Raw genomic sequence first — 12,451 nt, 5'->3', positions numbered from 1 at the left:
GTGGCGGGGGCTACTCAGGCAACTTCTGATTGGAGCGTCTAGACGGTACGCCGTACTCGCTTACCCTACTCCTGATGCTCGGGGGCAAGGAACTGGCGTCCTTAACAGCCCTTCTGATTGGGCTGTCGTTGGGTGCGGAAGTCAACATGATTTCCTTCCTCACATCGCGCTATTTCGGCATGAGGTCTTACGGGCGCCTCTACGCCGTCATCTACAGCGCGTTTGTTGTGGGAGCGGCGATCGGGCCCGTCTTTGCGGGGCGTCTCTTTCACTTGCAAGGGAACTATCAGCAGGCGTTATGGATGGTTATCGTGTTGTTGCTTGTCGGCGCAGGCGCCAACTCCATATTGCCGGGCTATTCCGGCTTCAAGGAGCGGGTCACAGCTTTGGCACTTCTGCATCGGAATGCAAACGGTCATTTTCAAGAGCACCGGCGTGTCCGGCGAGCAAATGCAACAGGTGGACGTAAGCCTGCTCCATCGTGCGCTATCAGCCGTTCCGGTGCAACGGCTGGAAATAACGCGCGCGAAATCCGCCGTCGACGTTTTCGAGCACCAGGCGGCCGCCGGTCCGCCGTGCAATCTCGGACACGATGAAAAGGCCTAACCCGCTGCCCGTTGCAACGGAACGGTCCAGCCGATAGAACGGCTCCAGGACACGCTCCAGTTCCTCATCCGGAATACCAGGGCCCGAGTCGACAACTTCAAACAACACTTCGCTTCCTGACTGAACAACGGACACATCCACCTTCCCGCCGGCTGGTGTATATCGCACCGCGTTGTCGACCAGGTTTCTCAGCACCACCGTAACCGCCGACACGTCGACAATTGCATCAAGTTCATCGAAGTGGTCGAATCCAAGGTCGATATTCTTCTCGCGGGCAAGCCCAATTGTGACGTTTATGACCTCGGTTGCCATGGCTCGCAGCGATACCGTTGTCGGCTGCTCGAGTGCGCCCTGTTCAGACCTCGCCAATACGAGCAACTGCTCCACCAGTCTGTGGGTACGGCGCAATCCAGACTGGAAGGCCAGGAGCCGCTCACGAGCATCCGGCGACGTGATGGTTGCCCCGAGATTTCCTGCCTGCAACGACAACGCTGCCAGCGGCGAGCGCAATTCGTGGGCAGCGCTCGCGACAAAACGGCGCTGGTGACTGATTGCCTCCTTCAGTCGCGTAATCAGACGGTTAATCGACCGGACAAATGGCAACACTTCGTTAGTTATCCCATCTTCAGGCAACGGCTCGAGCGACGTATCATTCTGTCGGTCCACAACACTCGCAAGACGTGTGAGCGGCGCCAGCTTCGTTCTAACTATCACCACGATGACGATGAATAGGCCCGGCAACAAAAGGAGCATGGGAACAAGCGTTCTCATTGCGCCGTCCTGTGCAATTTCGTCACGCAACGCGGAGGGCTCCGCAACGGCGATGCGCTCACCGCTGCGGAGCGTTCGGATGTTGACGCGCCAGCTTTGTCCTATGCCGTTCAAGTCGTGAAACCCGTCAGACATTGCCTTCGGAATCACGAGTCCAGCGGCCTGTGCGACGCCCGAAGTTGCGTCGCTCAATCTGTCGATGACCACTTTGACGTCCGCATCCTGGGAACTCTCAATTGACGGGCGAGACCCAGTGAACGCCAATGCGCGACTATCAATCAGCGCAGCGATTTCCTTCAATTGCCCGTCCTGAAGCTCCCTGGCTTCCTGATAGGCAAACGCAAACGAGAAACCGCAAGCGAGAACTCCGACAGCCACAATCACACAACCAATCCACGCCGATAGTTGCAACGTCAGAGAGCGTGATTGTCTTCCTTGTCTACCAACCATCCCACACCTCGTACGTTTCGAATGACCGACGCCCCCAGCTTCTTCCGAATGCCGTGAATCAGGACTTCCACAGCATTGCTTTCGACCTGTTCCTGCCAGGCATAGAGTTTCCGCTCCAGTTGGCTTCGCGACAGAACCGTCCCAGGCCTCATCAACAGCGCGCTCAACAGCGCGAACTCACGACTCGTCAGTCGGCATTCGGTGTTTCCGTACACCGCAATGTGCGTAGCAGAATCCAGCGTGAGGCTTCCGCTCGTCATCCTGGTATCGCCGTGGTCGCCGAGTCGGCGAGTCACCGCCCGAAGGCGCGCGAGTAGTTCGCCGATTTCGAATGGCTTCACAAGGTAGTCGTCGGCACCAGCGTCCAGTCCGACGATTCTGTCCTCAACGCTATCGCGCGCCGTGAGAATAATGACCGGAGGCTTGCTGCCTCCCGCTCGTATCACGCGAAGCAAATCGATGCCGTCGCGTTTCGGCAAATTCAGGTCCAGCAGTACCACATCGTGCTCCCGACCCAACAGCGCACCCATCGCTGACTCACCGTCGCGCACCCAGTCGGTCGCGTACGCCGCATCCTTCAATGCCTGGAGGATTGCATCGCCAATCATTTCGTCATCCTCCACGAGGAGAATTCTCATGCGTTTCACCAAGGTCGAAGCAGCGTGCTAAGTCAAATCTAAGTCTCGCGGATTATTATCCGAAGCGTTTTTTTTGCATCGGATATCCGTCGTGACCCACGGTGCTTACGATAGTAGGTTGCAATGCAGGATTCCCGCAACTGGTCGGCGACGTTGCAGCGTATTTGCACCCGCGCGAGTCGCGCTTGTCACGCTGGCTGTGGCATTGAGCGGTTGCGCAGCGTATGCACCTAGGCCGCTGCCGGACACACCTCAATGGCCTGATGACATTGCGTCAACAGCCGCCCCACTCTCAGTTGACCAGGTGGTCGAACGCGCGCTCGGGCATAGCCCGGATATCCATCGCGCTGAACGCGAGCTCGATATCGCCTCCGCCAGGAAGTACGCGGATGGCTTGCTACCAGACCCAACACTCAGCTTCAGTACTGACCGCCCCGGTGCGGAGGGCTTCGTCCCCGCATTCATGGTCGGGCTTAGCTATGAAGTGTCCGCACTCGTTGACCGTCCCGCGAAGAAGCGGGCGGCAGACAACGCTCTTGAGAAGCAACGACTCGCGCTGGAATGGACGAAATGGCAGGTCGCGAACCACGCGTATGCGCTCTACGTCAACAACGTGAGTTTCGAGCGTCTTGAGAGAGAAGTCGAGCAACGGGTGGCCTATCAGAAAAGTGTCACTGAACTAATGCAAAAGGCACTCGCGCGCGCCGATGTGACGCGAGACGTCGCCGTGCAGGCGGAAACCGCGTACCGCGACAGCGTGCAACAGCTGAGTACGCTGCGACAGGAACACCTCAAAGCAGAACAGGAACTCCATACGCTGCTCGAATTGCGCCCGGGGACACGCCTGACACTTGCAGCTCCACCGGAGCCGTATGAGGTCCCGCAAGACACTATCAAACAGGCGCTCGTCAGCCTCGGGCAGCGTCGCCCTGATTTGCTAGCACTGCGTGCTGGCTACGCCGAACAGGACGAACGCTATCGCGGCGCGCTCCTCGCACAGTTTCCGCGACTGGACATTGGAGTCACACGGGGCCGAGACACGTCGGCCATCTATACCTCAGGACTTACCGTTTCCGCGACGCTTCCCCTGTTCAACGGCAATCGAGGAAATATCGCGGTGGAAAAAGCCACTCGGGAGAGTCTTTATCAGGAATACGGTCAACGACTCGACGACGCGTACACGGCTGTCGACGGCATCAGCTCGGAGCTGAGCCTGCTGGGTGACCAGCTTCGTAACGGGCAGTCAATGGAGGCTGCACTCGAGGCGTCGGTGATGCAAGCGCGTGCCGCGTTCGACGCAGGCGACGTGACACTGCCGGTATTGGCTGACCTTGAATCCCGGTTGCTGAACCAACGCGTGGCGACGGCAAAGCTCGCGAATTCCGTACTTCAACAGCAGGTCGAGCTCTGCACCTTAATTGGCGTGAGCGCCATTGACCACAAACCGCTTCACTAGGACCTTCCATGAATGCCATCCGGCTGCTCTTTCTTGTGGCAATCACCGGTACGTGGTCCGTCGCGAGTCATCATGCGTTCGCTCAGGACGTCGTGACGATGCCTGCGGTACAGAAGCGCATTGTGGTCACGGTCTCAGCGCCGGCGCGTGTGCAGGCGACCTCCAACACCGTGCTGAGTGCGCCTACGGCCGGCATCGTCTCCGGCTTGCGCATCCTTCCCGGGGAAGTGGTGCGGTCTGGGCAGACGATAGCGCATTTGACCGGTCCCATGGTATCGACAGAGCGCGCGCGCCTCGCGGCCGACCTGAAGTCGGCCCAGATACGTGTGTCTGCCGCAGCCCAAGCCGCCGCCATTGAGCAACAGAAATTTGATGAGCAACTCAGCACCCGCGACGCTGTCGCCCGCGCTCACGCCGAGCTCGACACCGCGCGCCAGCAGTTCGTCGCCGCACAAGCGGCTGCCCGAAGCTATACAAGCCTGGCCGACATTGGAACGACAGAGCCTGGCGTGGTGACGGCAGTCAATGCCGCCGATGGTCAATATGTAAGCGCCGGGCAGGCACTGGTAACCGTGGCATCGGCGCGCGACCTTCACGTGGTCGCAAATGTTTACGGGAGCGACGCGGCATCGGTCACTGCGGGAATGAAAGGCGTCTTTCTTCGGGAAGGCACCGATGCTCCCGTTGACGTAGCCGTACAACGCACCTCGTGGAGCGTTACCGCACCTGGTCAACTGGAAGTTTGGCTTGATGCCCAGCCGGGTCACAGCCTCGTGGCAGGGACCGTCGGCACCGTCTCACTAACCGCATCCGACGACAAACGCTTAGCCGTTCCATCCGCAGCGCTCATTCTCGACGGCGGCCAATGGTGGGTATTGGTGCGCGATAAGGGCGGCAACCACCGGCGACGTGTCGTTCCTGGGCCCTCCGAGGGCGGCTGGACGTCAGTCAGGCAAGGACTTGCGCCAGGTGAGCGAGTCGTGACGCAGGACACTTATCTTCTCTTTCACCAGGACTTCGCTACGCGCTACCAGCAAGCCGATTGACCCCCTCTGCCGACAAGAAGATGCTCAACGATATCGTCAAACGGCCGCTGCTCTGGGTCATGCTGTATGCCGCGCTGATTGCGTACGGCATCTACGCGCTCCTCAACATTCACGCTGAGGTCCTGCCGCAGTTCAACCTGCCGCAGGTGAGCATCGTCGCCCAACTACCGGGAGCGACGACCCTGGACCTGGAGGGACTGATTGCACGGCCCATCGAAGCCGAACTATTGTCGCTCCAGTCATTGAGCGACGTGCGAACCGTCGTAGGCCAGGGTTCCGTCAAGATTGAGGCGCGATTTGCAGAGGGGACTACCGCAGCAACCGCGCTGCAAGACGTCAATGGCGTCATCGGGCGCGTCAACAGTTCGCTGCCGAAGGACACGAGCCTGACGACGGAAATCTCCGGCAACGCGATAAATGAGGTCGCGGACTACGCAATCCAGATTCCCGACGGAGCGGATGCGTCACAGGTGCAGCGAATCGTTGAGTCAAATTTCGCGCCGCGCATCCGTGCGGTTGCGGGTGTGCAGCGCGTGTCGGTGGCCGGCCCGGGCGCGGATGCGATATGGGTGCGTCCGGACCTGGCGAAGCTCCAGCGTTTCAACGTCTCTGCATCGGCGCTCGCGGCATCGCTCGATGCGACGACTGCAATGGTGCCGAGTGGGTATGTCGACCTCGGACACCAGGATGTTTTCGTCGAAGGCCGAAACCTGCCGACGAAGCCCTCCGACTACGCCCGAGTGCCTGTCGCGACATCCGGCGGCACCGTCCCGCTAGGTTCGATTGCGGACATTGTTCGGTCCGCGCCCCCGTCTCATCATGCGGTCAAGCTCGACAACAGGCCGACCATCGCGCTGATTGTGTTCAAGCAGCCGGGCGCTTCGACGCTACCCGTCGTCAAGGAGGTCGACAGGATACTGCATGAGCTTGAGCCTCAGTTGCCCGGCGGCGCACGATTTGTGCGTATCTACAGTCAGGGACACATTGTCCGCGTGGTCGCTGCTGATTTGAGCAGGAATCTGGCCATCGGCGCCGTACTTGCCGTCGCAGTCCTCTTCTGGATGCTCGGAGCGAGTCGCGGAATCTGGGCGCTCGCTTTGAGCATCCCGCTCTCGCTTCTGCTCGGTATCGCAGGACTGTACCTGGCAGGACAAACGCTGAATCTGCTGACTTTCGGCGCCTTGTCGGTGGCCGTGGGTTTGCTCGCCGACGACGCCATCATTGTGCTCGAGAGCATCTACCACCGATGGGAGGCTGGCGACGGCCGGTGGGAGGGGGTCGCACGTGGCTTACGCGACATTGCCGGTCCTGACATTTCCGGGACAATGACGACCGTCGCAGTATTTCTGCCGCTTGCGTTCGTAGGCGGCCTCGCGGGACTGTTCTTTGTCCCGTTCTCCCTGGCGATGACGGTGAGCCTGATTGCGTCGCTACTCATTTCGCTGAGCCTGATTCCGCTCGTGCTGGGATTCATCGGCCCACATATCGAGAGGCGCGCGACATCAGGGGCGCGCGCAGTCGCGTGGCTCAAGAGCCAGAACTTTCGCCTGTTCGACGTTGCCCTGCGTCGTCCAGGGGCCTCGCTCTGGGCTTGCGTGGCCATCTTCGCGGTCTCTGTTGCTGGACTTGTGCTGGTGCCGGTCGATTTCTTGCCACTGCCGAACGAGGCCGTGCTGCTTGAGAGCTTCACTCTTCCGCCTGGAACGTCATTGCACGATGCCCAGGATGCGGCGGACCGCATCGCTCAGCGATTGCTCAGGCTCGAACCTGTAGCGCACGTTTTTTCACGTGTGGGCTCCGCATCGGGGACGTCCTACACGGAGCCTGCCTACGCTGGGGAGATTCAAATTGCGCTGAAGCCGAATGTAAATGCGAGCAGCCTCGACAAAATCGGACAGCAGGTTCTGGACGCATCGAAGCTGCCTGCCGTGCAGACCGTGATTGGGACGCCGACACTGGAACGGGTGGGTGAAACGCTTTCCGGACTGCCCCAACCGTTCGTTATTGACGTGTACGGCGATTCCATCACAACCTTGCAGTCGCTCTCGTCAGAAGTCACGCGCCGGCTAGCCCGTGTGCCCAACCTGTCGGACGTCTTCAACAACGACGGCTATCCCATCACCGAGATGCAAATCACGCCCAAACCGGACGGGCTTGCACTCCATGGCATTACGCCCGCGCAGCTTTTTTCCCAACTGCACATCCTGCTGGCCGGTCAAACGGTTGCGACGGTCCCCGAAGGCAACGGTCACCTGGACGTGTTCGTGAGACTGACCGACCCGACGCAATTTTCCGTCGAGCAACTCAATCGAATTCCCGTCATGGCCAGCGGATGGATTGCGCTGAGCGACGTGGCCGACGTCCGCATGGCGACCGGACCCAATGTCATCAGGCATTTGAATGGACTCCGTGCGGTTGAGATACTCGCAACACCTACCGCCCCTCTCGGACAGGTGATTTCAGCTTCTAAACAGGCGCTTGCGACGCTCTCTTTGCCGACCGGCTATGAAGTGAAGTTTGGCGGCCTGTACCCACAACTCGAACGTGCCGCGCTTAACGTCGGCGTCGCAGCGGCGGTCGCCCTGGCGCTGATGCTGGGCATCCTGACGCTGCAATTCGATGGCCTGCTCGTACCGGGCCTGCTACTGCTGCAAATGCCACTGGCGTTCTCGGGCGGCGCAATTGCCCTGGTAGTGAGCGGCGTCGGTCTTAATGCCATCGGCCTGATAGCGCTTCTTACCCTGATTGGAGTGAGCTTGAACCACGGCATCGTGTTGCTGCAACTGGTGAAACGAAACGAAGCGCAGGGACTGTCCGTGGTCGACGCTGTGCGCGACGCGGTCGATGTGCGCTTCCGGCCGATTTTGCTAACGGTCCTGACAGCATCGCTGGGTCTGTTACCCACAGCGCTCGGCTTCGGCAAAGGGGCCGCGCCCGAACAAGGACTGGCCATCGTTACGCTGGGTGGGCTCGTCTGGAGCGGCCTGCTCAGTACCAACCTGCTGCCTGCGTTATATGTCGCCAGGCGTGAGAAGCAGCTTCAGAAGGCATCCTAGGCGTGTCGAGTCGCGACGTTGCTCTGTCAAAGAGCAGAGCTTCATGGTGCCCAGCACGACGAAATCAGCTTTATGCAGAGATGGCAAGCGAAACACGGCGGCAAATGACGGCCTGGTCAATGCCGACGAACGCACGTCGAGGGGGATTCGAACTCGCCTGAGCTTGCGCTGACAGGATGAACACCCGATTTGGGTGCGCGTCGAATCCCGTCCGCGAGCATTCAGTCGCTATGGGGCGCAGCCATCGGTGCATCAGTCGTCATCGTCATCATGATGATGGTGTTCCCATCCACGGTGGCGACCGTGGTCATGCCACCTGCGCTCGTCGTCGTAATCCCCTTCATAGCGGTAACCGTAGCCGTAGCCGTAGGCCGGGGCTGGCGCGTAGACCACCGGCGGCGCCTCGTACACGACAGGAGGGGGGGCGACATAGGCTGGTCCTGGCACGCCCAGATAAACTCCGATGTCCGCGTGAGCGAGCGCCGCGCTGGATACGCACGCAGCGGAAACGCCCACTGCCAGAAAAAGGGTTGCGTGTTTCATGGAGTTCTCCTGTCCTGCTCGTTTCTGGCGGGCGCCAAACAATGGCGAACAATGCGGATTTTAGGGGTGGCGCGCGGAAGCAGGTGCGGCGAAAACGTCAAATCCGTAACCGGCAGTAACCCGCTGTGATACTGCCGGTACCGACCATGCTTACAAGGCGGCCAGGGAGTCGCCCGAGACACGGACACGTTCACCGACCTGAACCTGAGGCTGCGTCGAGTAGGTGAAATTGCGGTAGCTGCCGTCTTGCATTCTGACCTGCACCTGGTAGGTCGTAGACTTGCGCACCGCATGCTCGATGCCATTGCCCGCAAACCCGCCACCGACCGCGCCAGCTATCGTTGCGAGAACACGACCGCGTCCTCCACCGACCTGATTTCCCAACAGCCCGCCGGCGACAGCGCCGCCTACGGCTCCAAGCCCCGTCGTCGGCTCGGGCTCCTGGACTGCGTTAACGGCGACAACCTCCCCGGCATTCGGGTCAACTGCTACTGGCCTTGGAGCGGGTTGAGTCTGACTTTGATAGGTATCGTTGTTCGCATACCTCGGAGCCGGTTCAACCGGAGCGCTATGGTGATGATGGACGCGCGGCTGGACTGGCGCCTCCTGCATCGCGCGTTGTTCAACGTACGGTTGCGGCGAAATAACCGGCGCGCTGGCAACCGGGGCGGCGGCCGGTACAGCTTGTGTCGGAGGCGCCGTAACAGCTCGTGAAGTGGGCAGCATTCCGGTCATCGCCGCGATGCCGGTCGCACTGGCGAGGATAACGGCCACGGCCGCACCCGCGACCAGGGGATGGATGCGACCGCGCGGCGGCATGTTCGAGGTGACGTTCGTGGTCATTGCGACCTCCATTGGGATGTGCCTGCAATAACGTCACAGCAGCGAGGATGGTGTACCCGCAAGCACAATGCTTTGTAAGCATTTGTACCGTCTCGGTCCGACCCAATCGCGCAAGCCAACTCGGTTGGCAGCTCGAGCAGGTCGCCTATGATGACCATAGCGATGGGGGTGCGTCGAGCGCCAACTCGTTAGCTCTCCAGGCTCACCCGACACCGGGCGCAACAAGAGGCATGCGATTAAAGCAGTGGATGTTGAAGTCGCGCGATTCCTCTCTGCGAGAGAGAACCGCGGAATCGACAGTCCATTCAGCTGGCCTACGCAGAGCTTTGTGCGCGTACCCGAAGGGCTGAAAGCCACCCGGCGCAGCGGCCGTCAGAGCCGCAGTAACTCTGCTTTCATCCAATCGTGGACAGTCCGGCTCAGTTCTTGTTGCGACGTGTCTCGGGGTGAAAGTGCGGGGCCAACGACCACTCGGATATGCCCCACCCCGTCAGGCCACCCCTTCGCGGGCCAAACTTTTCCGGCGTTGTGGACGACAGGGACGACCGGAGCGCCGGTCGCGCATGCCAGACGAATTCCGCCCGACGTCAGTCTCAATGGCGCACCGTGCGGCACCCGGGTTCCTTCCGGGAATATGACTACGACATCGCCCTTTGCCAGCCGCTCGGCACACTCCTGTGTCACTGCCAGATGCGCCTGGCGCGGCGAGCCACGATTCAGGCTGACCATGTCGAGGCCACGCAGGACCCATCCGAAGAACGGAATCCGCAGAAGGTCTTCCTTGAACACAAAGCTGATGCGTCGTGGAAACACGGCGAGGAATGCCAGCGTCTCCCACGTCGATTCATGGCGGCACAAGATTATTGATGGTCCTTCCGGAAGATGCTCGAGCCCTTCCACCGAATACGTGATACCGGGTAGCCAGCGCATCACGACAACCATTGCGCGACACCACTGCGCCGCCAGCCAGTAGCGGCCGGACCTACCGACGAAAGGAAAGAACACCAGTATCCCCATCGAGTACAACGTCCCGCTGCCGAGCAGGTAGACAATGAACAGCCATTTGATGAATGTGGAGCGCATGGTGAGCCGAATGAGGTGGACCTGGCAGCGGGAGGTTTTCGTCGCTACCAATAGGGACTGCGCGGTGTGCGATTCGTTCGCGCGTCTGGCGCAGTTGAATATCCGGCCAGGTCACTGGTTTGCACAGGGCGCTATCCTACAGTTCTGGACTCGTTCGAAGATGGCCATCCGTGCTTCCTTATAGACGAATTGGTCGCACCATGCCCCGGTCCGGCGCGTCCATGGCAGCTTCTATCTGGAGGCCGACATGTCCTTTACTGCTGTTTATCTGACCAAAGACGGTGACCTGTTCTCCGCGGAACTGAAGCATCTCGAAGACAATGTCCTCGATAGCAACCCGCTATCCGAGGGCGAGGTTGTGGTGCGCATTGAACACTCCTGCATCAATTACAAGGATGGCTTGGCGATTGCCAACCGCAGTCCGGTTGTGCGAGTGTGGCCGATGATCGCCGGCGTTGACGGCGCCGGCATCGTCGAGTCGTCGTCCGCCCCCAAATGGAAGGCAGGCGACCGTGTCGTCGTCACTGGCTGGGGCCTTGGGGAAACGCACTGGGGCTGTCTCGCCCAACGCGCCAGGCTCAAAGCCGACTGGCTCGTCGCGCTGCCAGGCTCTTTCAGCACCGCAGACGCCATGTCCGTCGGAACGGCCGGCTTCACCGCCATGCTTTGCTGCCTCGCCGTGCGTAACGAAGGCGTGACGCCGACGTCCGGAGATGTCCTCGTCACCGGCGCGAGCGGGGGTGTCGGCAGCGTTGCCGTTTCCATTCTGAGTTCTTGGGGCTACCGGGTCGTGGCAGCAACAGGAAAGCTGAACGAGGCGGACTACCTTCTCGCACTGGGTGCAGCGGAGGTTCTGGACCGGGCGACGCTCGCGGCACCAGGCAAGCCGCTGCAAAAAGAGCGGTGGGCGGCGGTGGTCGATTCGGTTGGCTCGCATACGCTTGCGAATGCCTGTGCGCAGACCCGATACGGCGGCATCGTAACGGCCTGCGGTCTGGCTCAAGGGATGGATTTTCCGGCAAGCGTCGCGCCCTTCATTTTGCGAGGCGTGAAACTCATCGGTATCGATTCCGTGATGTGCCCGATGGAGCGACGCACGAGCGCCTGGAGTGCACTTGCAAGCGACTTCGATGCCCGCAAGCTCGACGCGATAACCACGGTCGTCGGCCTGGGAGATGTCTTTGCGACCGCCGAGCAAATTCTCGCCGGACGTGTGCGAGGAAGAACGGTAGTTGACGTGAACCGCGCTCCTTGAGCGAAGAGCGCGAGGCGGACCCGGCAAGCAATCTGGCCGGGGTGATGACAACTGAGCCCTCGCCAATGCGGATGCACCACCAATAAAGCACGCTGCGATGACGTCGAACTCGAATTCGGTGCCAAGGTTGCCTTAATGTCACATATGGCTGGCTTGATGAAAATCAGGCAGGGGCACACCATCAACTTGATGTCGCGCCCCGGCGGCAACAGACGACGGCTGCGAATAGAAGCGCTGCCCGGTTCTAACGGTCACAGCCAACGTGCGACTGAGTACTTGTTCAACGGGATTTATCGAACTGTCAGTCGGCGGAAGATTTAACGGAACAGGACAGTCAGGGCCGAGGCGCACCAGTGACGGAAGGCTGTCGTCCGACCATAGTTGGCCCGGTATCCGACCGCGACGACTGCCCGGTGACTCAATAGGCATTTGCAGCGGTCCGACGACCTGACGTCTTTTGTCGGCTCAATGTCGCCGGTCGCGCACGCTTGCCGGAGTAACTTGGTTGCCTGTTCGAGATTCATGCCGAACAGATGGGCAACCTGACGGAATTCGAACCAGGCTGTGCTCTCATCGAGCCTTCCATCGATTTTCCTGCTGCTCGACGCGCAAACATACTGTACCGACCTCATCGCGCACACTCCTCCTAGTCGTCGCCGGAAAACCGTACCTCCATTCAATAGCAGTCGCTCTTTGTTTGATAG

General features: G+C 60.3%; 9 protein-coding genes. 4 read left to right on the top strand and 5 right to left on the bottom strand.

Features of this window, described 5'->3' with window-relative positions; all coding sequences use genetic code 11:
* Nucleotides 1–489 precede the first annotated feature (489 nt).
* Together FAZ95_RS25050 and FAZ95_RS25045 are read right to left on the bottom strand one after the other, a co-directional pair.
* The gene (locus tag FAZ95_RS25050) at nucleotides 490–1,761 is read right to left on the bottom strand and encodes an ATP-binding protein (protein ID WP_254700279.1); all 1,272 of its coding nucleotides are present in this window, start codon (nucleotides 1,759–1,761) and stop codon (nucleotides 490–492) included.
* A 29-nt stretch (nucleotides 1,762–1,790) separates the two neighbouring features.
* A complete protein-coding gene (locus FAZ95_RS25045) occupies nucleotides 1,791–2,465 on the bottom strand; it encodes a response regulator (RefSeq protein WP_137335214.1) in 675 nt (224 codons plus the stop codon).
* 304 nt (nucleotides 2,466–2,769) lie between these two features.
* Between FAZ95_RS25045 and FAZ95_RS25040 the strand changes: the two genes are divergently transcribed.
* From FAZ95_RS25040 to FAZ95_RS25030, 3 genes are read left to right on the top strand one after another with little or no spacing between them, the layout of a single operon-like run.
* The gene (locus FAZ95_RS25040; RefSeq protein ID WP_175425749.1) at nucleotides 2,770–3,921 is read left to right on the top strand and encodes a TolC family protein; all 1,152 of its coding nucleotides are present in this window, start codon (nucleotides 2,770–2,772) and stop codon (nucleotides 3,919–3,921) included.
* Nucleotides 3,922–3,929: 8 nt separating this feature from the next.
* Complete coding sequence (locus tag FAZ95_RS25035) at nucleotides 3,930–4,967, top strand: efflux RND transporter periplasmic adaptor subunit (protein ID WP_137335212.1); 1,038 nt, start codon at nucleotides 3,930–3,932, stop codon at nucleotides 4,965–4,967.
* A gap of 20 nt (nucleotides 4,968–4,987) precedes the next feature.
* Nucleotides 4,988–8,023, top strand: coding sequence for an efflux RND transporter permease subunit (locus tag FAZ95_RS25030; protein WP_137335211.1), 3,036 nt, complete (start codon nucleotides 4,988–4,990; stop codon nucleotides 8,021–8,023).
* Between the two features lie 252 nt (nucleotides 8,024–8,275).
* Here the strand turns inward: FAZ95_RS25030 and FAZ95_RS25025 are convergent, their stop codons facing one another.
* The 3 genes from FAZ95_RS25025 to FAZ95_RS25015 form a co-directional block, all read right to left on the bottom strand.
* Nucleotides 8,276–8,566 carry a hypothetical protein gene (locus FAZ95_RS25025; protein ID WP_137335210.1) on the bottom strand — a complete coding sequence of 97 codons (291 nt, stop codon included), beginning with the start codon at nucleotides 8,564–8,566 and terminating at the stop codon, nucleotides 8,276–8,278.
* A 150-nt stretch (nucleotides 8,567–8,716) separates the two neighbouring features.
* Nucleotides 8,717–9,409 (bottom strand): glycine zipper 2TM domain-containing protein, encoded by a 693-nt coding sequence (locus FAZ95_RS25020; RefSeq protein WP_137335209.1) that lies wholly within the window; start codon nucleotides 9,407–9,409, stop codon nucleotides 8,717–8,719.
* Nucleotides 9,410–9,781: 372 nt separating this feature from the next.
* A complete protein-coding gene (locus FAZ95_RS25015; protein WP_137335208.1) occupies nucleotides 9,782–10,492 on the bottom strand; it encodes a lysophospholipid acyltransferase family protein in 711 nt (236 codons plus the stop codon).
* A 247-nt stretch (nucleotides 10,493–10,739) separates the two neighbouring features.
* On the opposite strand from FAZ95_RS25015, the gene acuI reads away from it, so the two are divergent.
* Nucleotides 10,740–11,747 (top strand): acrylyl-CoA reductase (NADPH), encoded by a 1,008-nt coding sequence (gene acuI, locus FAZ95_RS25010; RefSeq protein WP_137335207.1) that lies wholly within the window; start codon nucleotides 10,740–10,742, stop codon nucleotides 11,745–11,747.
* Nucleotides 11,748–12,451 lie beyond the last annotated feature (704 nt).

Source organism: Trinickia violacea (assembly GCF_005280735.1).
GTDB classification, from domain to species: domain Bacteria; phylum Pseudomonadota; class Gammaproteobacteria; order Burkholderiales; family Burkholderiaceae; genus Trinickia_A; species Trinickia_A violacea.
This window is presented reverse-complemented; position numbering and strand designations above follow the sequence as displayed.